General features: G+C 39.0%; 28 protein-coding genes and 1 pseudogene. 17 read left to right on the top strand and 12 right to left on the bottom strand.

Annotated features, from left to right (window positions below; genetic code table 11):
* The first annotated feature begins 111 nt into the window (after nt 1-111).
* From ACKP2L_RS00280 to ACKP2L_RS00290, 3 genes are all read left to right on the top strand, one after another.
* A complete protein-coding gene (locus ACKP2L_RS00280; protein WP_439424659.1) occupies nt 112-849 on the top strand; it encodes a CPBP family intramembrane glutamic endopeptidase in 738 nt (245 codons plus the stop codon).
* A gap of 430 nt (nt 850-1,279) precedes the next feature.
* Nucleotides 1,280-1,951, top strand: a complete 672-nt coding sequence (locus tag ACKP2L_RS00285) for a type 1 glutamine amidotransferase (protein WP_439424681.1) — start codon at nt 1,280-1,282, stop codon at nt 1,949-1,951.
* 62 nt (nt 1,952-2,013) lie between these two features.
* The gene (locus tag ACKP2L_RS00290; RefSeq protein ID WP_439424660.1) at nt 2,014-2,283 is read left to right on the top strand and encodes an HAD family hydrolase; all 270 of its coding nucleotides are present in this window, start codon (nt 2,014-2,016) and stop codon (nt 2,281-2,283) included.
* A gap of 14 nt (nt 2,284-2,297) precedes the next feature.
* Here ACKP2L_RS00290 and ACKP2L_RS00295 read toward each other — a convergent pair whose 3' ends face one another.
* Together ACKP2L_RS00295 and ACKP2L_RS00300 are read right to left on the bottom strand one after the other, a co-directional pair.
* Nucleotides 2,298-2,675, bottom strand: a complete 378-nt coding sequence (locus ACKP2L_RS00295; RefSeq protein WP_439424661.1) for a replication associated protein — start codon at nt 2,673-2,675, stop codon at nt 2,298-2,300.
* On the bottom strand, nt 2,676-2,960 hold the full coding sequence (locus ACKP2L_RS00300) for a type II toxin-antitoxin system RelB/DinJ family antitoxin (protein ID WP_439424662.1): 285 nt from the start codon (nt 2,958-2,960) through the stop codon (nt 2,676-2,678).
* Nucleotides 2,961-3,111: 151 nt separating this feature from the next.
* Between ACKP2L_RS00300 and ACKP2L_RS00305 the strand changes: the two are divergent.
* The 8 genes and pseudogenes from ACKP2L_RS00305 to ACKP2L_RS00340 all read left to right on the top strand — a co-directional run.
* Nucleotides 3,112-3,408 (top strand): annotated as a pseudogene (locus tag ACKP2L_RS00305) (recombinase family protein); the annotation flags it as partial.
* A 134-nt stretch (nt 3,409-3,542) separates the two neighbouring features.
* Nucleotides 3,543-4,334 (top strand): ParA family protein, encoded by a 792-nt coding sequence (locus ACKP2L_RS00310; RefSeq protein WP_439424663.1) that lies wholly within the window; start codon nt 3,543-3,545, stop codon nt 4,332-4,334.
* 71 nt (nt 4,335-4,405) lie between these two features.
* Nucleotides 4,406-4,645, top strand: coding sequence for a hypothetical protein (locus tag ACKP2L_RS00315; protein WP_010011603.1), 240 nt, complete (start codon nt 4,406-4,408; stop codon nt 4,643-4,645).
* Between the two features lie 22 nt (nt 4,646-4,667).
* A complete protein-coding gene (locus tag ACKP2L_RS00320) occupies nt 4,668-5,045 on the top strand; it encodes a hypothetical protein (RefSeq protein ID WP_439424664.1) in 378 nt (125 codons plus the stop codon).
* A 499-nt stretch (nt 5,046-5,544) separates the two neighbouring features.
* A complete protein-coding gene (locus tag ACKP2L_RS00325; protein WP_439424682.1) occupies nt 5,545-6,654 on the top strand; it encodes a replication initiator protein A in 1,110 nt (369 codons plus the stop codon).
* A gap of 224 nt (nt 6,655-6,878) precedes the next feature.
* On the top strand, nt 6,879-7,076 hold the full coding sequence (locus tag ACKP2L_RS00330; protein ID WP_439424665.1) for a hypothetical protein: 198 nt from the start codon (nt 6,879-6,881) through the stop codon (nt 7,074-7,076).
* A 103-nt stretch (nt 7,077-7,179) separates the two neighbouring features.
* On the top strand, nt 7,180-7,473 hold the full coding sequence (locus ACKP2L_RS00335) for a zeta toxin family protein (protein ID WP_439424666.1): 294 nt from the start codon (nt 7,180-7,182) through the stop codon (nt 7,471-7,473).
* Complete coding sequence (locus tag ACKP2L_RS00340) at nt 7,454-7,765, top strand: hypothetical protein (protein WP_439424667.1); 312 nt, start codon at nt 7,454-7,456, stop codon at nt 7,763-7,765. Before ACKP2L_RS00335 ends, ACKP2L_RS00340 begins: the two co-directional genes overlap by 20 nt.
* On the opposite strand, the gene ACKP2L_RS00345 is transcribed toward ACKP2L_RS00340, so the two are convergent.
* A complete protein-coding gene (locus tag ACKP2L_RS00345; RefSeq protein ID WP_439424668.1) occupies nt 7,755-8,033 on the bottom strand; it encodes a hypothetical protein in 279 nt (92 codons plus the stop codon). The two genes, ACKP2L_RS00340 and ACKP2L_RS00345, sit on opposite strands and share 11 nt — an antisense overlap.
* Nucleotides 8,034-8,049: 16 nt before the next feature.
* Nucleotides 8,050-8,265, bottom strand: a complete 216-nt coding sequence (locus tag ACKP2L_RS00350) for a hypothetical protein (protein ID WP_439424669.1) — start codon at nt 8,263-8,265, stop codon at nt 8,050-8,052.
* 226 nt (nt 8,266-8,491) lie between these two features.
* Here ACKP2L_RS00350 and mobQ point away from each other — a divergent pair, with 226 nt between their 5' ends.
* The 3 genes from mobQ (at nt 8,492) to ACKP2L_RS00365 (ending at nt 11,576) form a co-directional block, all read left to right on the top strand.
* Nucleotides 8,492-10,552, top strand: a complete 2,061-nt coding sequence (gene mobQ / locus ACKP2L_RS00355; RefSeq protein WP_439424670.1) for a MobQ family relaxase — start codon at nt 8,492-8,494, stop codon at nt 10,550-10,552.
* A gap of 521 nt (nt 10,553-11,073) precedes the next feature.
* Nucleotides 11,074-11,298, top strand: coding sequence for a type II toxin-antitoxin system PemI/MazE family antitoxin (gene mazE / locus ACKP2L_RS00360; RefSeq protein ID WP_439424671.1), 225 nt, complete (start codon nt 11,074-11,076; stop codon nt 11,296-11,298).
* The gene (locus ACKP2L_RS00365; protein WP_439424672.1) at nt 11,298-11,576 is read left to right on the top strand and encodes a type II toxin-antitoxin system PemK/MazF family toxin; all 279 of its coding nucleotides are present in this window, start codon (nt 11,298-11,300) and stop codon (nt 11,574-11,576) included. Before mazE ends, ACKP2L_RS00365 begins: the two co-directional genes overlap by 1 nt.
* A gap of 180 nt (nt 11,577-11,756) precedes the next feature.
* Here the strand turns inward: ACKP2L_RS00365 and ACKP2L_RS00370 are convergent, their stop codons facing one another.
* The 8 genes from ACKP2L_RS00370 to ACKP2L_RS00405 all read right to left on the bottom strand — a co-directional run bounded on the left by ACKP2L_RS00370 (nt 11,757) and on the right by ACKP2L_RS00405 (nt 15,865).
* Nucleotides 11,757-12,323 (bottom strand): recombinase family protein, encoded by a 567-nt coding sequence (locus ACKP2L_RS00370; protein WP_439424673.1) that lies wholly within the window; start codon nt 12,321-12,323, stop codon nt 11,757-11,759.
* 48 nt (nt 12,324-12,371) lie between these two features.
* Nucleotides 12,372-12,554 carry a hypothetical protein gene (locus ACKP2L_RS00375; RefSeq protein WP_439424674.1) on the bottom strand — a complete coding sequence of 61 codons (183 nt, stop codon included), beginning with the start codon at nt 12,552-12,554 and terminating at the stop codon, nt 12,372-12,374.
* 219 nt (nt 12,555-12,773) lie between these two features.
* Nucleotides 12,774-13,454, bottom strand: coding sequence for a plasmid recombination protein (locus ACKP2L_RS00380; protein ID WP_439424675.1), 681 nt, complete (start codon nt 13,452-13,454; stop codon nt 12,774-12,776).
* Complete coding sequence (gene mobV, locus ACKP2L_RS00385; protein ID WP_439424676.1) at nt 13,429-13,851, bottom strand: MobV family relaxase; 423 nt, start codon at nt 13,849-13,851, stop codon at nt 13,429-13,431. The genes ACKP2L_RS00380 and mobV overlap by 26 nt, the downstream gene beginning before the upstream one ends.
* 135 nt (nt 13,852-13,986) lie before the next feature.
* A complete protein-coding gene (locus tag ACKP2L_RS00390; RefSeq protein ID WP_439424677.1) occupies nt 13,987-14,373 on the bottom strand; it encodes a type II toxin-antitoxin system HicB family antitoxin in 387 nt (128 codons plus the stop codon).
* On the bottom strand, nt 14,370-14,567 hold the full coding sequence (locus ACKP2L_RS00395) for a type II toxin-antitoxin system HicA family toxin (protein WP_439424678.1): 198 nt from the start codon (nt 14,565-14,567) through the stop codon (nt 14,370-14,372). Before ACKP2L_RS00395 ends, ACKP2L_RS00390 begins: the two co-directional genes overlap by 4 nt.
* A 139-nt stretch (nt 14,568-14,706) precedes the next feature.
* Entirely contained in the window at nt 14,707-15,159 is a 453-nt protein-coding gene (locus ACKP2L_RS00400) for a hypothetical protein (RefSeq protein WP_439424679.1), read from the bottom strand.
* Nucleotides 15,152-15,865 carry a replication initiation protein gene (locus tag ACKP2L_RS00405; protein WP_439424680.1) on the bottom strand — a complete coding sequence of 238 codons (714 nt, stop codon included), beginning with the start codon at nt 15,863-15,865 and terminating at the stop codon, nt 15,152-15,154. Before ACKP2L_RS00405 ends, ACKP2L_RS00400 begins: the two co-directional genes overlap by 8 nt.
* Nucleotides 15,866-16,233: 368 nt before the next feature.
* Here ACKP2L_RS00405 and ACKP2L_RS00410 point away from each other — a divergent pair, with 368 nt between their 5' ends.
* The 3 genes from ACKP2L_RS00410 (at nt 16,234) to ACKP2L_RS00420 (ending at nt 20,141) form a co-directional block, all read left to right on the top strand.
* Nucleotides 16,234-17,760 (top strand): ABC transporter permease/substrate-binding protein, encoded by a 1,527-nt coding sequence (locus ACKP2L_RS00410; protein WP_003643770.1) that lies wholly within the window; start codon nt 16,234-16,236, stop codon nt 17,758-17,760.
* The gene (locus tag ACKP2L_RS00415; RefSeq protein ID WP_439424650.1) at nt 17,761-18,732 is read left to right on the top strand and encodes an ABC transporter ATP-binding protein; all 972 of its coding nucleotides are present in this window, start codon (nt 17,761-17,763) and stop codon (nt 18,730-18,732) included.
* Between the two features lie 77 nt (nt 18,733-18,809).
* Nucleotides 18,810-20,141 carry a dihydrolipoyl dehydrogenase family protein gene (locus ACKP2L_RS00420; protein WP_439424683.1) on the top strand — a complete coding sequence of 444 codons (1,332 nt, stop codon included), beginning with the start codon at nt 18,810-18,812 and terminating at the stop codon, nt 20,139-20,141.
* Nucleotides 20,142-20,592: the final 451 nt, after the last annotated feature.

Below are 20,592 nucleotides of genomic sequence, written 5' to 3' on the forward strand. Positions count from 1 at the left end.
GGATATAATTTTGCATTATCAATTAAAAAGACAAAAAAACAGGGCAGCATTGTATATTGTTCAAGTCAAAAGAAAGCAGATAAAGTTTTTATGATGGAGGGGATTTAGCTAGTGGAGAATAAAAAAATCATAAAACGACTTCTTTTAGTGCTTATTTTTGAAGTTTTATATGAACTTTTTGCAATCAATATCCTAAGGGAAATTAATGAATACAACAATTTGCTATTTTTATTTTTAGACAAATGCTTGTTTTTGATTTTACTTATCATTCTAAATACTAAGCTAACGAAACAAAGTGTGCCTTTTTCTTTGAAGCTGAATGAAAAACAACGAAATTATGTTTCTATCTTTGCGATAATACTGTTTTTGATTAGCTTTATAAATGAAAAAAACTTTTTATCTGCGGTCACGATCGGATTAATCGCTAGTACGACCGAGGAATACCTTTTTCGAGGAATAATCCTCGTTACACTGCTTCATCTATTTTATCGTGCAAAAAAACAAAGTACCCGTATTTTATTTCCATCTGTGATATCAAGTGTATTGTTTGGCTTAGAACATTTTCTTAATTTATATTCACAAAGCCTCCTTTTGACTGTGGTCCAGGTTTGTCAAACAATGGCAATGGGATTTTTATTTGCCAGTGTTTTTCTCAGAACAAAAAACCTGTTATTTCCGATGATATTACATTTTTGTATTGATTTTATGGCAACTATTTTTTGGGGCATGCAAAACCCAGCTCAGGTCTCCTTTGAAAGTTCTTTTTTTGTCATAATGCTGTATTTAGTTATTGGCTTCGTAGTTATGATCCCGGTGTTAGTCGATAATGAATTAGAAGTAAACGAATAACGGTTTAAAAGCACTTAAGCAGTGATTTATTAGAGCATACTGCAGCAATAAAACAAGTTATTTTTACCAGTCATAATTTTAACTGGAACAATTGTTTATTTTTTATTGTCTGATAGAAGATCGTAATCATATCAATAAACATTATTTTCCGTTAGCGACATAACTTAAGGTATTTAAGCCAATAATATACAGCAGTGGTCGCCAACACCTGGTTCGTTGTTTAACTTTCACTTGATCACTTTCATTTCTCAAACCATAATTAAGGACAATGCTCCTATTGTTACATGGCTGAAAATAGAACACAAGTATAAGCAGTGATTGGTAATTCAAATTCATGAAAAATACTGATATACTACTCATATTAAGGGCAGTTGCAGACGAAGCCCATATCAAATTGCCGTTGGCACTTTTTAGTGTGGGAAGGTTTTCTATGCGAATTAACGTATTACAACACACCCCCAACGAAGGCCCCGGCTCTATTTTGGACTGGGCTCAGGCTCGTGGACATCAGACTTTTGTCTATCACCCTTACCAATTTGGGCATTTACCGACTGCCGATCAAACTGATTTGCTAGTTATTTTAGGTGGTCCGATGAGTCCTAACGATGATCTCCCATGGATCAAGCAAGAACGTGTCTTAATCCAGCAACTATTAGAGCAAGGAACACCAATGTTTGGGGCGTGTTATGGGGCTCAACAGATTACAAAGACACTAGGTTATCCAGTATCAAAATCTCCAGCCAAAGAAGTTGGTTGGGCACCAGTTTACCGGCAAAGTAAAACAATCCCAGGCTTGCCAGAAAAGTTATTAGCTTTACATTGGCATGAAGAAATGTTTGAAATTCCTAAGGAGGCCGACTGGCTTTTTTCTAGTGACGCCGTTAAAAACCAAGGCTTTGTGATGAATCACCGGATCGTTGGGCTACAATTTCACTTTGAACCTCAGGCGGATAATGTCAGGGAAATGGTCGTCAATGATTTCCCTTACATTAAAGGTTCCATTTTAGGCCAAAGCGCGGCTGATATTTTGAACACAGCAGTTCCTAAAGAAAATCAACAGGCTATGTTTAAGATTCTGGATTATATCACTGAAACAGTTTAAATTGAGCGACCATTGCTTTTAATTTAATGGTCGTTTTTACTTAACTTTAGGAGGGGCTACTTTTGCAAACCTATATTTTTGATTTTGATGGTACGTTGGCTAATTCTGGTAAGGCTGGAATTTTGGCAACGCAAGCGGCATTTAAAGATTTTGGTTTACCAGTTCCAAACGAGAATATTATTAATTATTTTATGGGAATTCCAATTGAAGTGTCGTTTAAGAAGATGGCCCCAGAGCACACCTTTGCCAATAATGAATTTGAAAAACTTTTAACGGTTTTTCGCCAATATTACAAAAAATTGGATAACTTAAAAAAGGACGGCTCAATATGAGTGTCCCTTTTTTATTATCCAAATAGTTCACTGTGCGTGCCAATGCCAGCTAAAAAGACCGTTTTACCGGTTGGTACATAGACTAATAAATGATCGCCATTATGACCATCAAAATGTAATTCTAGAATAATTACTGTCATGTTGGCATCATTTAATTGGCGCTTAATTTGTTTCTTTAAGTCCCTTAGCCCTTCTAAAGCATGTGGGTAAAAATAATCTGGAATTGTTCTATCTTCAATTAAGCACTGAACAATAAATTCCCAAGGACTTCGCTCTTGCTCGTCAAGCTCTTGCGGCAGTGAACTTTTAAATACTGAACGCCACTTAGGGTCTTGACATCGTTTTTTGAACTGTTTTTTAAAAGTTTTAGTATATTTAATTGCTTTCGTCATTTATTTTGAGGACTTCAATGCGTCATCGGAGCTAAGCAATTGATCTAATTCTTTAAGGCTATGCGCCTCTGGTAGCTTTTCTTTGCCAGATAAATCATCAATAACTTCTTGAATCGAGTCCTTTAATTGCCGATTAGGGATTGAATAATATTTAGGCAAGCCCTCGTTTGCAACTGTTGTCAGTGTCATGCGCATAAAATCGGAAATGGTTAGACCGTGATCAGCCAATACGTCCTTGGCTTTACTTTTAATGGTTCCATCAATTCGAGCTTCAATTCTTGCCATTCTCATCACCTCAACAGTATTGTACGCCATCTGGCGTACAAACGCAATTAGACTAAACTGGTTAAACTCTTTACAGAACGAGCAAAGATTCTTACATAAAGACAACCATACAGTCAGAAAACGGGGGGCATGATTGATCTGCTTTTTTAGTATTTCCGATCCTAATTTGCGTCAACTCATGACCAATCTCATTGTTGAACTGTATAAATACCAGGCTGAAAGTGAGCGTAAGCGGATTATTGACCGGCAGCACCAAGGCATTGCCCTGGCTAAACAACAAGGCAAATGTCATGGTTGGAAGCCTCAATATGCCAAAGATGATCCCCGCTTGCAACATGCTTTTAAGCTTTATCAGGCAGGCATGAGTGACATAGACGTTACTCGGAATACCGGGATCAAGCGGACAACTTTTATTCGATATCGTAAAAAGCTTAATATCAAGAGATAGGACACTTAGCTAGTGTATACTAACATTTCATGAATATAAAGCATATGCATCATTTGTAAATATACGTGTTATGTGTTATTATACATGTAACGATATTTATTAATATTACTTATTATGTATAAGGAGGGACACTAATGGAAATTATTACATTTTCAGCTATAAAAGGCGGCGTTGGTAAAACTACCCTAGCTTTTAATTATGGTGAATGGTTAGCAAAAAATGGCAAGCATGTTTTACTTATTGACTTAGACCACCAAAGTAATTTAACCCAGACTTACAACATTTACGACAATCAAGACACCGTTGGCAACATTTTCTTAGATCGAGGGAAAGTCAAAATACATGAAATAAGTGCTTATATTAGTCTAATTGCCGGAGATATGCACCTTGATGATATTGAACGTACCATTGAAAATAAGACCAACAAAAACATGTTCCTCTACATGTGGTTATCAGATAATTATGAACGTTTAAATTTAGGAAAATTCGAGTATATTATTTTGGATTGTCACCCAGATTTTTCTACTGCTACCAAAAATGCAGTCATCATCAGTAATGCTATTCTTAGTCCAATCACGCCCAGTGAACATGGATATAATGCAAAATTTAACCTAGAAGAAAGAATTAACGAGTTACGCAAAGAAGCCATTGATTACTCTACTAGAAAATCTTATGTCACGACCAAATTATTTTTTATCGCCAACATGATTAAACACAACACAAGATCATCTCGCGAGTTATTAAAAGCCTTAAAAGGCGATCCCAGTGTATTGGCTACAGTTCCAGAAAAGGAGCTATTCAATCGTTCAACGTTGGATAAAAAATCTCTTTCAAAAATGGCTGAAGACCACAAAACATATATTGATCAACATGAATTTTTTGATAGTATGGACAAAACATTTAATGAAATCACGGAAAAATTATAAATATTTCATACACGTATTAATCACACGTATACTCAATACGTGTGCATGTGAATTATAAAGGAGGACTACCTATGGCATTCGATCCAGAAAACAAAAACATAAAAAAAGCACTACAAAAAAATGAAACAGAACAGCCAACTGATACTAAAGATAAACTTGTTATTCCTGTTTTTAAAGATGAAGAGGAACGTACTAAGAACTATACCTTTTCACTTCAACCTAGCGCACGCAAAAGACTTGACGGTCTGGCCAAAGAACATAATTTTAAGTCTGCCTCCAAATTTTTAAATGAGCTTATAAAAAATATGTGATGTCACTTTAAGGGGGGTCGTTATGGGAATTTCAATAAGTGTTATATTTTTGTTTGCCAGTCTTATTGTCTTTTGGATAATCCCAGCCATTGGAATTGCAAAAAATCACCTGGTAGATGACCACTTTTTTATTCGACAATGGTTATTTCCAATGCAGTATTGGTTACAGCTATTATTTGAAAGAATCAGCGGTAACCGTCGTATTGTCGTAAGAATTTTACAGATAATGTCTCTGTTTATCACGTATTTTTGCGGGTTACTTATGCTCCTCGTGTTTAGTGCTTTTGATATTAATACAGCCAAGCATTTTAGTGTTTTTATATTATTTGAATATTTACTGGTATCTTCTATCGCTTATTGGTTTCAGCCAAAAGCCGGTAAAGTTTACAAGACCAAATAGGCTTGCCGGCTGGTAAGCGCTATGCTAGACTAAAAATAATTTGACAACCGAATAAAAAAGATCAAGCTAAACAAAAAAGCCCCTAACCAATTAAGGCTAAGAGCTTCAATGTTTAGCAAGTAGCTAACCCCAGCTACTTAGTTCAGTCGATTTTAACTTGGCGGTGAAAACCGACTGAACATTGCAATCTTGCTTATGTGATAATTATAACCCAAGCAGGCTCTAAGGAGCAAGCCAGGTAAACACAACAAGACCAATGGACTAAGTAGCTAGCAAGGCTACTTAGTCCATTTTTATTTTGATTGTTGAATAGAATAAAAAAAGTTGCCGAATGGGCAACCAAGAAAGAGAATCCATGCTGATGAAGTTACAAAGCCCTCAGACCAATGAATGCTTTGTAATTCAGTTAGAGCATATCAGATTTGTATTTTAAAGCAAATCAAATGTTTTAGCAACTCTCTTTTGAGCCAGCATGGGTCAGTCAAGAAAGGGAGTTTTTATAATGAATCAAGCAAATTTTAAATTTTATGAAGCCGACAACGTATATGGAGCCTTGTTCTTTCAGTTTCCTAAAGTATTGATGTATGGCGAACAATATAAGAATCTTAGTGACACGGCCAAACTAGCTTACATGGTATTAAAAGACCGGTTAGAGTATTCATTAAGAAATAACTGGATCGATGAAGAAGGGCACGTTTATTTCATTTTTACCAATCAGGAATTGATGGAATTGTTTAACTGTTCAGAGCATAAAGCTATCAAAGTAAAAACCGAACTTACATCGGCTGGATTACTCTTTCAAAAACAACTAGGTTTTAACCCAAAAACTAAAAAGAATGAACCTAACCGCTTATATCTTTCCAAGCTTGATGTACAAGCTACCGATGTCTATTTACGCGGTGAATATGACCAAAACAACCCGCAAAGCCTTGGTACGAGCGGAACTGCAAAAAATGCAGTTCCGCATAAGACCGCCCAAAGCCTTGCTACAAGCGGAACTGCAAAAAATGCAGTTCCGCATAAGTCCGTTGACAAGACCGCCCAAAGCCTTGGTACGAGCGGAACTGCAAAAAATGCAGTTAATCTATATAAAGATCCTAAAGAAGATACAAGAAGAAACAATATAGATACTCAAAAGTTGGACTTTTCCACAAGCAATTTCTCTAAAAAAGAAATCGAAGCCCAAGACCGGGATCTAGTTAGCCACGCTGATGAGTTTTTAACTGACAAGGATAGTGGACTGCCTGTCTTTTTAGAACCCCAAGCAGTAAAGCTATTGAGCTTTTGGTGTCAGACTCCCCAACAAATGCGGCGCTTTATCGGCATTATCTTAAATGCTAAATACCGCGTTGAAAAAGACCATCAGGACGTAGGGGTCTTAATTATGCTAGATGACCCTGAATTACAGCCTTTAATGACTAAGACATTAAGACGCTACTTTAATGCGCTTAGAAGTAATGAGAAGCAGATTAAAGACGTCGAGAATTATTTGTACGGCACTATGCAAAACCTCTTTGCCAACTACTGGAATAAAAAAGCGGCTAGAAGATATTATGATGAGCACCCCGAAGAAGAAAAGCCCAATGATTTAGGCTGGCTGTATTACTAGTTTAGAGGCTGTAAAAGCCCTTCTAAGAGCTTTTAGTTAGTTAACGAATATTTATACCAAAATTGATTTAAAACTGCTGACAGGTAAATTTATAACCAATGACGAGTAAAATAAGCTAAGATGTCTTTGAGATTATGCTTGGAAGCAAAATCTTATTTAAACCTATACCAAGCATTTTAATTTTAAGAGCGGATAAGCAACTAAACACGAAAGGAGCTTTTTAAATGACTAAACCAATCAAAGAAGTCGAAAAGATAGAGCAATTGTTGGCTGACCCCTGGGCAGTTGATATTGAGGAACTTTGGCAGCAAGAGGCGGATAATCCCGACCCGGACAAACAGAAGCTCTTTGATGCTTTATACACGTACGTGTTGGATAAAAGGCAAGAAGATATTATCAACGAAAAACATTTTGTGATTTAGTATGAGTGGACAAAAAAGATATATCATTGTGGCTGGAATAAACGGCGCTGGGAAAAGCACTTTGTATCGCACATGACCAGAATTATTCGCGCATTCTAAACGATTGAACGCTGATGAAATTCTGCAAGCAATGGGTGGTAATTGGCGAAAAGATCGTGATAATTTTAAAGCTATGCGCGAAGAGATTAAACAGCTGCATGCGGCCTTAGATTATGGACAGAGTATTCACGTCGAAACGACCTTGGCTGGGCAAGGTAAGGCTCAATTGAATCTCATTGATCGTGCTCACAAAAGCGGTTTTGAGGTCACGCTTTTATATGTGGCGTTAAAAAGCGAAAAAATGGCAATTAATCGTGTTCATGAGCGGGTCAAAAAAGGTGCATGGTGTACCAGATGAAGTCGTTAAAAAACGTTATAGTCAATCAAATCATAATTTGCCAGCCGTTGCCTTCAAAGCTGATAACGTCGTGATCTACGATAATAGCCAAAAATTTGTGTCAGTTTACAGAAGAGAGCATAACCAGGTTATTAAAAATAAATTGAGTGAATATCCTTGGATTAATCCGAAAATCACTTTTGAATCAGCTATTCAAAAGCAACTAAATGGCTTTGTTAAAGATAATCCGGATTTAAGAATTGAAAAGCCAATAAACAACCCAGAAAATAAAAACGATCGGCCTAGTTATTAGCTGGATCGTTTTTTAGTTGATTGGGTTTATGTTCATTAACATAATCGGCAAAGGTTCTTAACAGTTCTTCGGTTTGTTCAACTGATAACTGATCGGCTTGAAAGTATTTTTCTAGTAAAGCACCCTTTTGAATCAAGCGCCGAGACCTGGCTTTTCTAGCTTGGCGATTTTCATAATATTTCGATTGGCGGAGTTTAAAATCTTCCCGCTCTATTTTTTGTGCTAAACGGGATTTTTGGTCAAGTAGTTTTTGATATTGATCTGTCATAAAACAACCTCATGACTTATAACTGATTAGTCGATTGATTTTCCTTTAGTAGATCGGCTATTTTTTTGGCTAAAATCTTAATCCGGTCATTAGATAGATCAGCATAATCTAGATCTGCTTGATTGATGATCTCTTTACCCAGTCTTTGTTCAATTTTATTTTTTTCCTCTTTAATCTTTTGACTGAGATCTTTTAACTTAGCGACTTGCTTTTGAATTGATGATTGTGCCATAAATAGCCCCCTATTTAAATTAGCTATAATTATAATTTACATTAGCATAAGCCAATAGTACACTAAGAGTAAATTTATAGACATCAGCAGACCGAATGAAATTAGGTCAATGCGCACTTACACATAGAATTTATTCTATGTTGTTAAACCCATTAAAACCTGTATCAGAAGTCGGCTAGCCGACAACAAAATCCAACCCATAAAGCAAAGAAAGGCGGCGATTGACATGGCAATATTTCATATCAGTTTTTCTAATATCAGTGCCGGCAAAAACCGCAGTGCAATTGCCAGTGCCGCTTATCGTAGTGGGGAAAAGTTATTTGATGATAAAGAAGGTAAAAGTTATTTTTATGAGCGGTCGGTGAGACCCGAAAGTTTTATTTTGACCCCGGATAACGCCCCGAAATGGGCAAGTGATCGGCAGCAGCTTTGGAATCAGGTCGAAAGAAAAGATCGCAAAGCCAACTCACGCTATGCTAAAGAGTTTAACGTGGCTTTACCAGTTGAATTAAGTCAGGCTGAACAAAAAGCGTTATTAACTAAATATGTCCAAGCAAATTTTGTTAATTCCGGTATGGTAGCCGATGTGGCTATTCATCGTGATCACCCAGATAATCCGCACGCGCATGTTATGTTAACCAACCGACCATTTAATTCAGATGGGAGTTGGGGACTAAAAGCAAAAACACAGTACATTAAAGATGAAAACGGTAAGCAACTTTTAACCAAAAGTGGCTTTCCAAAACAAAGGAAAATTTGGCTAGTTGATTGGGATAAAAAAGAAAAAATTGACCAGTGGCGGCACAACTGGGCGGTCAGCGTTAACCAAGTTTTAGCACAAAAAAATATCCCCGATCGAATCAGTGAAAAGTCCCTAAAAGATCAAGGCATAGATGAAGTCCCAACCCAGCACGTTGGAATCAATAGCAAGCGCCAGTCCCGCCAAGCATTTAACCAACAGGTTAAGAATTATCGCAAGGTTAAAGCCAGTTACAAGAATATTCAAGAAAGGGCCATTAACCGTGGTCATTTAGATAGCCTTAGTCAACATTTTTCATTCAATGAAAAACAGCTTGTTAAAGAACTAAGCCAGCAGCTAAAAAGCTATATCGATTTAGAACACCTAGATGATAAAGCCCGCATGCTCTTTAACTGGAAAAATAGCCTCTTAATTAAACACGCGATTGGCGAAGATGTGACAAAACAATTACTCACGATTGATCAGCAGAGCATGTCGTTAGAACAAGCGAACCAATTGCTAAATAGAGTGGTTGATCGAGCAACTAAAAAACTCTATCCAACAGTTAATTTTGAGCAGACCACCCCCGCTCAAAGGCGTGAATTAATCAAAGAAACTAATAGCGAACAAACTATTTTTAAAGATAGTGAATTGACTGAACGGTTAGCAGACATTAGAAGTGATCTATTGACCCAACAGCTATTAACCTTTACTAAGCGACCGTATGTTGGTTATCAGCTATTAATAAAACAAGAAGCCGCAACAAAAAAGCAGTTACAAGCTACATTGATGGCTGATGGACAGGATCTAGAAAGGCTAGAAGACCTTGAGCAAGGCTTATTAGAAAAGTATTCACCCCTTCAGCAAGAAAAGATTACTCGAGCCGTTAAAGATTTAAGGACGATTCAAGCAGTCAAACAAGTCATTCAAATTCAATACCGAGAAGTCTTGAAAAGGGCATTTCCTAAGGGTAATTTAGATGATCTTTCCATAGTTAAACAAGAACAGGCCTATACGGCTGTAATGTATTACGATCCCAGTTTAAAGCCGTGTCCAGTTAAGACACTAAAACAGTGGCAAGAACACCCGCCACTAGTTTTTACTAGCCAAGAACATCAATTAGGTTTAGCTTATTTGTCAGGACAGCTTAGCTTAGATCAGTTAGAAAATCGTAACTTACAACGGGTCTTAAAACATGATGGGACTAAACAAATCTTTCTTGGCGAGTGTCAAAGTGACCCAACGATCAAGACTAGTCAAATTGAAGCCGTCCAAAAACAGTTAAAAGCCCAACAAGCTAGAGACGATCAGTACAGAAAAGCCAAGATAGAACACTACCAACCGCTAAACTACAAAGCAGTTAGCCCCAGCTACTACTTAAAGACGGCCTTTAGTGACGCCATTATGGCCGCCCTATATGCTCGTGATGAAGATTATCTAAGAAAACAACAATTAAGAGGTTTGAAAGATACCGAGTGGGAAATGACCAAAAAGAAACGACAACATCAAACCCGCAATCGGCATGAAGATGGTGGTATGCACTTGTAGATAAAGGTAATAATTACACGGTTTAAGCTCAGAATTCAAAGATCGGACGCTAATCGGACGCTAATTTAAATAACGAAAGTAGCAAAAGACCTTCAATACCAACGTCTTTTTAATTTAACGGACGCTAATCGGACGCTAATTTAAATAACGAAAGTAGCAAAATACCTTCAATACCAACATCTTTTTAATTTATTAGCTGTAAACCAGTTGATTATTAGTTATTTTTGAAAGTTTTATTGCCCAGCACATAAGCTGTATTTCTAGCCTTACCAATTCTCTTTAAAGTGCCCTGTTCAATTAAATGTGCAATGTAATCTTTACTTTTACTGCTTCCATAGCCCGAGATAGTTTGAATCACAAAACCTTTCAGACAGGAACTGTCAGTTAAATGATCTTTGTATCCAAGCATGCCCTTTCAAGAACCTGTTGGGTGTTTTTCACAATTCATTTGCCATCCAACAAGTTTGTTTAAATTTGTAATATATTTTAAACTTATAGTACTTAAAGGAGGTATAACTAACGTGTTAGAAGTTAAAACAGTTACTCGTGGTAATTCGCTCGCACTCAGTTTGCCAGCCCATACAAAGTTTAAATTTGAAAAGGGCCAGCGGTGGTTGATGATCCCAGCAGAAGACAATAATTCTTTTATCTTGATACCTCGCATGAAAGACCCTTATGCAGGTCCAATAGATAGTCAACCAGTAAAAGAAGAATGGAAGGACTTTGATTTCAAAGAGATCGAGTGATGGAATATAAGCCAAAGCAAAAAGATCTTGTTTGGATCGATTTTAATCCCCAAAGAGGAGGTGAAATACAAAAATACCAGCCCGCACTTATTTTAAGTTCTGATAACTATAATCAACATACTGGTTTTGTGATCGTTTCACCGGTTACTTCTACCATTAGAGATAAGGCAGGCTACTCTGCCTTATCTGCTAGTTATCAAACCAAGGGTCAGGTCGTTGCCGCACAAATATTCATTGGATGCATCCAAAAAAGCTGCTCGACAGATCAAATATATTGAAACTCTTCGTGATGAGGATTTTTATCATATCGCTCAGATTGTGTACTATAATTTCGGCTTTCCTTTTTAAAAAAGCAACAAAAACCCGCTAATATAGTGGGTTTTTGTTTTACTTTCTACATATTGTATATCGCCTATAAGGCAGATTAGATTTCTCAATATTTAGCTCTAATCAGTTAATCAGTTATTTTGTTTTAACAGTAAGTAGCGTCTTTTCTGACTGCTGACAGAAATCCCGGTCTTGGCTTCGATCATCTTATAGGTCATACCCTTTTGGTGTAGTTGGTAGGCAAAGCTGATCTGTTCATCACTGTAAGTTTTAGGTCGGCCTTCTTTAAAGTGCTGATCATGTAATTTGGCATAGGCCTTGCCTTCTTGGGTCCGGGTCACGATCATATCGCGTTCAAACTGGGCAAAGGCAGAAAAGATGGTAAAGATCAATTGACCTGTCGGAGTATTGTCGATGATACCCATGTTAAGGATGTTTACTTTCACATCACGGTTAAACAATTCTTGGATGATCTCTAGGGCTTCTTTGGTATTACGAGCAAAGCGATCCAGTTTGGTAATGATCAAAGTATCATCTGCTTTTAAGGCTTTTAATAACTTATTAAACTCTGGTCGTTTAGTCGTTGTCCCGGTAAACTTCTCCTGGTAGATTTTTTCTGCCCCGGCATTGGTTAACAGTTCAATCTGATTTTCTAGTTTTTGATCAGTGGTACTGACCCTGGCATAGCCATATTGCATGTTTATCTCCTATTAGTTAAAGCTGTCTTATTCAATAACTCTTTTGTATTATCTTCTTATTTTGTTGTCAGTAGACAGCTCAGCCCACTTTTTAGCTACTTCAATGGCCAGTGGGCCGTAACCGTGTTGTTTAGAAAAGAGCAAAGAATCTTCAAAGGAGGTCCCTGAAGGGATCTGATCAGCTCTTTGCTTGTCAATTAATAGATTGGCTAAATAAGAAAGTTCTGTCATAACTACTCCTTTTAAAGCTTGTTTGCTTCTATATTATATAGAGCTATAAGATACAAACTAGCGGCCTTGACAGGTCTATTTATAAACCTAAGTTACAGGCTGCTAGAAACCCCTCTATTATAGGCCTGTTAAAAAGAGCCCACAACTGTTAAGTTATGGGCTGATTTGATAGCTTTGTTGCTACTTGCTTTAAATATCTAGCAGGTCAACTTTTAAGTTTTAAAGCTGGGGACCGTCTAATTCGTCTGATCTTTGATTATCTGGTTTAGGCTTTTTTGCAGGTTCTTTTAGCCCTGATCGTTCCAGCCACTTATTTGGCAGTCTGATACCTAATTTTTGCTGTAAGAAATGATCGACACTACGCACGATTCCTTGTAGTGTTCCAACCAGTTTTTGTAGGCGGCGATTCTCAATGTCTAGTTCCATTGCCTTGCTTTCTGCTTCAATTAGCCGCTTTTTTTGAATATCCATATCAGACCTCTGCGACAACGTTTCAGTAAAATACGTATCCGTTAAGTTGGCACTTTCTTTAAGCTTGTCAAAATCAAAACGATCGACTAGTACATACCGCTTATTAAAACGGGTTTCCTTCGTTTTGACACTGTTCACATCAAAATTAGTGGCTTGGTAGGTTTTAAGTTTCGCTTGGCGTTGTTTGGTTTCAGTTTCAACTGCAGATAACTTTTGCTGGCCTTGCTTAATAGACTCCCGCATGGCTTTATATTCCGGCACCGTTAAACTTTTACGCTCCGATTCTTGGATGCCCCGCTGAACATCAAAACCATGCTGTTGTAAATAAACTGGCAATTGATCTTGGATATCTTGCAAAGTTGTACGATTAAAGACCCGTTTAGCAGACAATTTATATTTATCATCAAAAGGGACAATTCCCATATGCATGTGGGGGGGTACTTTCATCGAGATGGACAATCGCATAGCGAACATTTTCTTCACCGAACTTTTCGGCAAAATAGTCCTTAGCCGTTTTAAAATATTTGCGTGTATCTTCTGCAGTTAAGTCTGCAAAGAAATGACTATCGCTCGAAATAATCCATTCATTGACCAAAACAGCATCTTTTCTCACTGCCCGCTGACTGGTTTTATGCTCGTTAATATAAGCCTCGATATCCGTTTTAAAATGATTAGTCCGACCTGCCACCAAATCATAATTTAAGTGAGAGCGGGAAACATCGATGTCCTCATTACTGTGGTGGCTGGTGTGTCTTTGATCATGATTCCCCAAACCAATCAGATTATCGGATTTTAGTTTAGTCATTCTAGCAACAACGAAGCTCATCTTATCTACCTCATTTCGGAATACCTTCCATGCAAAGTATAAACTCACTATACTTTACTGGCGTAAAGTGGTGGGCTCTGCGAGGCTAAAAAACAAAAGAAAAAGTCCTTCTTTTGGAAGGACTTTTTAAATAAATTAGGACAACTTTTTAACCAAAGCTTCAGTGGCGACCCTTGAAACATTTGTACTATTTTTTCTAGCGAGGTCATCTAAATACTTAGGGATCGTAATTGATCGTTTGACTGTACGAGTATTTTTTTTGAGCCAATCAGACATATCGACAGTGATCCAAGCAACGCGGTCTGTATCTTCCAGTGTCCAATTTTTAGGGTCTTGAACAGTCGGATATTCCTCGCCTTGTAAAAGTGTCGCAATCGCATCTTGAGCATTCAACACGGCTTCTTGCAGACTGTCGCCCTGGGTTACAAGACCTTCCAAATTAGGAGATGTCACAACATAATAATGGCCGTCATCAAAATACTCGCTAATAATGACAGGATAGATTAGCTGGTCTTTTCTCATTTGCGTGCCTCCTTATAGCCAATTTGCTTGAAAATTGCTCTTAAAGTGCCTGGCTTGATATCTCCAGAATGAAAGGGGACGATAATCATTTTCCCTGTATCATTCTTGTACTTTTTATGGCCACCTTTACCGGCACCCTTCACAGGTCGAAAGCCTTGTTTAATAACAATTTTCTCTAAATCTTTGGCCTTCATAAACTTAATTATAAATTATCATGCTTATTTTATCAATACTTTATGCATATAAAATACTTATAAAAAAAACAAGCAAAAAAACTACTCGGCTGCAATTAAAACAGTTTAGGTTTTTTCTTATTCACGATGGTTCACAGCTTTAAGACCGTCTGCTAAACTGCCACCAACGTTTTTTAGCAGTAGGTTTTTCTATTTGTTGAGGTTGGTTATTTTGATCGGTCAATCTCAACTGCTGTTCGTGTTCTAGTAATGTCTGCTGTTTTTCCAACAGTTTATGCAGTTGGTCGATTTGATCTTTGTAGTTTTCTATTTGTCTTCGGTCGGCTTGAATCTGATCTTTTAAATAGTCAATTAATGGGTTTGAATTGTGTAAAGCAGATTGTAAAGTGCTTGACAATTCGTTTACATTCTCATTGACATTATTAAATTTAAAGTGCGCTGTGATAAGTTTTTGACCCTTTGAATTTATTTTCAACGAACTGTCAACCGTTGAAAATTTTCGTTTAAAATCTTTATCGATGAATCGGTAAATAGCCTGCCTGCTGACACCAATTTCCTTGGCTATTTGGGCAACACTTTTACCATCAACCATTTTTAGCTACCACTTTTAAATCATTGATCTGCAATTGATAGCCAACAACCGAGCGCCCATTTTTCACAGTTGTTAATGTGCACTCCGCATTGGATTTAGTTTCGATTTCTTTAATGGCCAGCTCAAGAGCATCTCTTTTAAATCTGCCAGACGGCCAACGTCTTTCTTTTCCTAAAAACCACTCCTGCCATTCTTCTAATGAACCTGATATTTCAGTATATTTGTTTTTCCCTTGCCGATTGGCTTCCCATAGTTTTAGCAGAATCAGACTATATTTTGACTTGATAACAGCTAACTGTGACAGCTTAAATGAGTAGTAGTTTTTTCTTAGCGCAAAAACATAAGGGGCTGCAGTCCTAGAAAACGAGAACTCAACTTGGCCATTTTCTAAAAATTCAATATGATCAAATAATTGCGTCATCAAAATACCCCTTTTACCGTTTCTATTAACTTCGAAATAAAGGGCAGTCTTTTCATTTAAAGCCCTGAAAGCTTTGATTATGCGCTCATAATTAGTTCCAGACTTAACTAAGCCCATATGTCTAATGATGTCTAAGCAGTTGGCCTTAAACGCATCGTCTGTTTTGCTACCTTCAGTCACAAAACTAAAACAATAGTCCAAGATCTTATGTTCAAAAGAAGATAAATTTCCAAAAGCCCTAGCAAGATCATTTGCCTGGACGATTAAATAATCTTGTCTACTCAATAATTTTTGAATTGCTAATTCCGCTTTTTTTTTTTTTCATATTTTGCGTCTTTTTAATTTTATTATTGATTAAATCAATTAATGTACTAATATACACATTTAAGCACATAAGCTCACTATTGGTGCACTTTTTTCTCAATAATGAGCAAAAAAAAGGCTCAACCACGGCGTTTATAAGCCCCCTAAAGTATTTAAAAGTAGACGGGAAAGTATATTATTCTAATAATTTTAACGTGCAACTACAATAGTTACAAAATTTAGTGAATTGCCGGTGCGTATTACTATGATTTTTGGCGGATTATGCTACGCTTAAATACATGGATAATTAAGAAGTTATTAAGCAATAAAGGTGAGCACTGAAGGTTAGCATGCAGACATTAATACAGACGTTTATAGATCGACGCGGGGATTTGCTGACTGCGCTATGGCAACACTTGGGGATTTCATTAGCATCATTAGTCATCGCAATGGTAATTGCGATTCCGTTGGCTATTTGGGTCGTTCGACGACCACGGTGGGCCGAGGGATTGTTACAGCTCACGAGTGTCCTACAGACGATTCCGTCTTTGGCACTGTTAGGGTTATTGATTCCGTTAGTTGGGATTGGAACGGTGCCAGCAGTAATTGCGCTGGTGATCTATGCTTTACTGCCGATTTTTCAAAATACTTACTTGGGTATCTCAGAAATCGATGCCTCAATTGAAGAGGCCGCCGATGCCTTTGGGATGTCACGAATGCGTAAGTTGTTTAAAGTTGAACTACCCATTGCCCTACCACAGATCATTGCTGGGATTCGGACCGCGCTCGTTTTAATCATTGGGACGGCTACTTTGGCCGCTTTGATTGGTGCTGGGGGTCTCGGGACCTTTATCATGCTCGGTATTGACCGTAATGATACCTCGTTATTATTGATTGGGGCCATCTCATCAGCATTGTTAGCAATTCTGCTGAGTGCGCTCGTTCGGTGGTTTCAAACGGCTAAACCACGCCACGCCTTAATCGTCTTTGTCGGTATTTTAGCTTTACTTGGTGGTGGCGGGGCTTATAGTGTCTATGCCAATCGAGTTGAAACAATTACGATTGCAGGTAAACTTGGTTCCGAACCAGAAATCTTGATTAATATGTATAAGCAGCTGATTGAAGCTGAAGATGAACACGTTCATGTGACGCTCAAGCCTAACTTTGGCAAGACCACGTTCTTATTCAGCGCGTTAAAGAATAATCAGGTTGATATTTATCCTGAATTTACTGGCTCGGTGCTGGAGACCTTAGTTAAGGGAAATAACCCAGCTGGTCAAACAGCTAACCAGACCTATCAGCTCGCCAAACAGCGCCTTGCTAAGCAGGAACAAATGACTTACTTGAAGCCGATGCAGTATAACAATACGTACGCATTGGCAGTGACTAAGAAATTTCAACAAGAACATCATTTGAAGACAATCAGCGACTTAACGCAAGTTGAATCGATTCTGAAACCCGGAATGACCCTAGAGTTTATTGATCGTAATGATGGCTTAAAAGGAATCAAGAAGACTTATGGGTTAGACGTGACTGCCAAGTCGATGGAGCCGGCGCTACGCTATGAAGCCATCAGTAAGGGGAAAATCAACTTGGTAGATGCCTATGCGACGGATAGTGAATTACGGCAGTATCACTTGGCCTTATTGAAGGATAACAAGCACTTCTTCCCAACGTATCAAGGGGCACCGTTGATGAAGACGAGCTTTGCCAACAAACATCCTAAGGTCGTTAAAGCGTTAAATAAGTTAGCAGGAAAGATTTCAGAAACTGATATGCAAGAAATGAACTATGAAGTCAATGTTAAGAAGCAGTCCGCTTCGACGGTTGCACATCGCTATCTTGTGAAGCACGGTTTATTGAAGGAGGGACGTTAAATGACAACGGCAATTGAATTTCAACACGTCCAGAAAGACTTTAATGGGCAGACCGTGATTCCCGACCTTAATTTAACGATTGACCAGGGTGAGCTATTTGTTTTGGTAGGGACTTCTGGGAGTGGCAAAACGACGTCACTTAAAATGATCAACTGCTTAGAGCCATTGACGGCTGGTAAAATCCTAGTTAATGGTACTGATACAACCACGATACCAGTCCGAAGTCTACGGTGGCAAATGGGGTATGTCTTACAGCAAATTGCCTTGTTCCCAACGATGACGGTGGCGCAAAATATCGCCGTGATTCCAGAAATGAAAGGGACAGCTAAGAAGGAAATTAATCAAACGATTGATGAGCTATTGGCGGAAGTTGGCCTCGATCCAAAGGAATACCGTGACCGGATGCCGTCAGAATTATCCGGTGGTGAGCAGCAACGCATCGGTATCTTACGGGCGATTGCGGCGCAACCAGATATTGTTTTGATGGATGAACCATTTAGTGAGTTAGACCCCATCTCGCGGCAACAATTGCAAGACTTGGTCTTACGGCTACACGCCCGCTATCACAACACGATCGTCTTCGTGACGCATGATATGAATGAGGCGTTGAAGTTGGGTGACCGGATCGGTGTCATGCAACACGGTCAGTTAATACAAGTCGATACGCCGGCTGCTCTGGCTCAGCATCCAGTGAACGACTTTGTGCGGAACTTCTTTGGTGCGAGCCGAGCTAAAAATATCTATGATGTCTACGTTGAGCGTGTAGGGCTTATTCAGGGTTATCTCACAGAAAAACCCAGTGTTGCGAGTGGTCGGATTCAATCGTTAGACGTTCAAGCCACGTTACGCACCGCCTTTACGGCATTGACAGATCACGATTATGTGGCGGTCACGGAAGAAAATCGGGTTGTTGGCTATTTGGATCGCCAACGAATCGTGGCTTACTTGAGTCAACATGAAGAAGTATCTTAATCGTCAATTAAGGATGAATCAGTTACACTAGGTTGTGATAATTGATGGTCGCTAATGATTTTAAGGAGGAATTTCGAATGGCGGAACAGTACGATGTTGTTGTGATTGGTGGCGGACCAGCCGGCAATGCCATGGCTAGCGGATTAAAGGCTCAGGGCAAGACAGTGTTGATCGTTGAAGCGGATCTGTGGGGCGGCACTTGTCCTAACCGCGGTTGTGACCCTAAGAAAATCCTATTAAGCGCCGTCGAAGCGCTACAAGCGGCGCAACATTTACAAGGGCAGGGCCTGATTGGTGCGCCCAAAATTGATTGGCCAGCACTGATGGCGCATAAACGAGGCTATACGGATGGCATCAACGATGAGACGTTGAACGGACTAAAGGGGCAAGATATTGCGACGTTACATGGTCAAGCGCACTTTCAATCCGACAATCAGTTAGCGGTCGGGGATCGAGTAGTCAGTGCGACTGATTACGTGATTGCCACTGGTCAGCGTCCGGCGATTCTACCGATTACCGGGCACGAATACTTTAAGACGAGCACTGACTTCTTAGATTTGGACCAGATGCCTAAACGCGTGACATTCGTAGGTGGTGGCTACGTAGGCTTTGAATTGGCGACGATTGCGAATGCCGCTGGCGCCGATGTGCACGTGATTCATCATAATGACCGCCCGTTAAAAGCTTTTGATGCAGATTTGGTTAAGGATTTGATGGCCGCAATGACGGCTGATGGAATCACGTTTGACTTGAATACGGATGTCCAAGCAATTACTAAAACGGCGACCGGTCTACAATTGACAGCTGATAATTTCGAGCTGACAACGGATCTGGTCATCAGCTCAGCGGGACGGATTCCGAACGCGGACCAGTTAGGTCTAGCCAACGTGGGCGTTACCTTTGATCGGCATGGGATTCAAGTCAATGATCATTTGCAGACGGCCAACCCGCACATTTATGCCATTGGAGATGTTAGCGATACACCGGTACCGAAGTTAACGCCAGTTGCAGGTTTTGAAGCGCGTTATCTGGTCGGTGAGTTGACGCATCCCGGCGCAGCCATAAAGTATCCCGTTGTGCCAACGCAGGTTTTTGCAGCGCCCAAGTTAGCGCAAGTCGGGATCAGCGCGGCCGCGGCGACTGAGCATCCAGATGAGTATCGTGTCAATACACTTGATATGACGAAGTGGTTCACTTATTACCGCTTTGGCGCACAACAAGCCCAAGCTAAAGTAGTGGTTTCTAAAGCGAGTGGGCAGGTTGTGGGTGCTACCCTTCTAAGTGATGTTGCCGACGAGATGATTAACTACTTCACGTTGTTAATTGAAAAACACGTGACTTTACCAGATTTACAACGGTTGGTATTGGCTTACCCAACGCCGGCTAGTGACTTACAATATTTGTATTAATGTGTGGTTGAATTAAATCAAAGTCCAGCTATTCAGCTTAACTGAATATGTCAGCACTAACGGAGTGACCAGGAATGACCGGCCACTCTTTTTTTGTTTGACCGGCGTTTGGAGTGGAATACGGAGGCCAAATGATGTCGCAAACAGACGGTCGTCATTTTCGTTGTGCGACTATCTTGGCGTGTAAGTACTGTGAAAAAATGTCAAAATTGTAGCTCGTCGCGGTGGCACTAATGTTAGTAAATTAATTATTTTGGTAGATTGCAAATTTAATCCGAACGCTGTTCGGACAAAAAAGATCAGCTTCCTTTAAAATGGTGTTTACCACAAACCCATCTTTTAGGAGCTGATCTTTTGTCTAGTATAACCTATTCCGAACGAATTAAAATTGAAACCTTTTGTGAGCTAGGACTGACCAATAGAACAAATGTGCAACGATTTTTCTAAAAAA

The sequence above is a fragment of the Oenococcus alcoholitolerans genome (assembly GCF_051852995.1).
GTDB classification, from domain to species: Bacteria; Bacillota; Bacilli; order Lactobacillales; family Lactobacillaceae; genus Oenococcus; species Oenococcus alcoholitolerans.

Bases quoted from the DNA above. Each gene is read 5' to 3' on its own strand.
- ACKP2L_RS00285 (WP_439424681.1), top strand. From the start codon at position 1,280: ATGCGAATTAACGTATTACAACACACCCCCAACGAAGGCCCCGGCTCT.
- ACKP2L_RS00295 (WP_439424661.1), bottom strand. From the start codon at position 2,675: ATGACGAAAGCAATTAAATATACTAAAACTTTTAAAAAACAGTTCAAA.
- ACKP2L_RS00300 (WP_439424662.1), bottom strand. From the start codon at position 2,960: ATGGCAAGAATTGAAGCTCGAATTGATGGAACCATTAAAAGTAAAGCC.
- ACKP2L_RS00310 (WP_439424663.1), top strand. From the start codon at position 3,543: ATGGAAATTATTACATTTTCAGCTATAAAAGGCGGCGTTGGTAAAACT.
- ACKP2L_RS00315 (WP_010011603.1), top strand. From the start codon at position 4,406: ATGGCATTCGATCCAGAAAACAAAAACATAAAAAAAGCACTACAAAAA.
- ACKP2L_RS00320 (WP_439424664.1), top strand. From the start codon at position 4,668: ATGGGAATTTCAATAAGTGTTATATTTTTGTTTGCCAGTCTTATTGTC.
- ACKP2L_RS00330 (WP_439424665.1), top strand. From the start codon at position 6,879: ATGACTAAACCAATCAAAGAAGTCGAAAAGATAGAGCAATTGTTGGCT.
- ACKP2L_RS00345 (WP_439424668.1), bottom strand. From the start codon at position 8,033: ATGACAGATCAATATCAAAAACTACTTGACCAAAAATCCCGTTTAGCA.
- ACKP2L_RS00350 (WP_439424669.1), bottom strand. From the start codon at position 8,265: ATGGCACAATCATCAATTCAAAAGCAAGTCGCTAAGTTAAAAGATCTC.
- mobQ (WP_439424670.1), top strand. From the start codon at position 8,492: ATGGCAATATTTCATATCAGTTTTTCTAATATCAGTGCCGGCAAAAAC.
- ACKP2L_RS00365 (WP_439424672.1), top strand. From the start codon at position 11,298: ATGGAATATAAGCCAAAGCAAAAAGATCTTGTTTGGATCGATTTTAAT.
- ACKP2L_RS00370 (WP_439424673.1), bottom strand. From the start codon at position 12,323: ATGCAATATGGCTATGCCAGGGTCAGTACCACTGATCAAAAACTAGAA.
- ACKP2L_RS00375 (WP_439424674.1), bottom strand. From the start codon at position 12,554: ATGACAGAACTTTCTTATTTAGCCAATCTATTAATTGACAAGCAAAGA.
- ACKP2L_RS00380 (WP_439424675.1), bottom strand. From the start codon at position 13,454: ATGCATATGGGAATTGTCCCTTTTGATGATAAATATAAATTGTCTGCT.
- mobV (WP_439424676.1), bottom strand. From the start codon at position 13,851: ATGAGCTTCGTTGTTGCTAGAATGACTAAACTAAAATCCGATAATCTG.
- ACKP2L_RS00390 (WP_439424677.1), bottom strand. From the start codon at position 14,373: ATGAGAAAAGACCAGCTAATCTATCCTGTCATTATTAGCGAGTATTTT.
- ACKP2L_RS00395 (WP_439424678.1), bottom strand. From the start codon at position 14,567: ATGAAGGCCAAAGATTTAGAGAAAATTGTTATTAAACAAGGCTTTCGA.
- ACKP2L_RS00400 (WP_439424679.1), bottom strand. From the start codon at position 15,159: ATGGTTGATGGTAAAAGTGTTGCCCAAATAGCCAAGGAAATTGGTGTC.
- ACKP2L_RS00410 (WP_003643770.1), top strand. From the start codon at position 16,234: ATGCAGACATTAATACAGACGTTTATAGATCGACGCGGGGATTTGCTG.
- ACKP2L_RS00415 (WP_439424650.1), top strand. From the start codon at position 17,761: ATGACAACGGCAATTGAATTTCAACACGTCCAGAAAGACTTTAATGGG.
- ACKP2L_RS00420 (WP_439424683.1), top strand. From the start codon at position 18,810: ATGGCGGAACAGTACGATGTTGTTGTGATTGGTGGCGGACCAGCCGGC.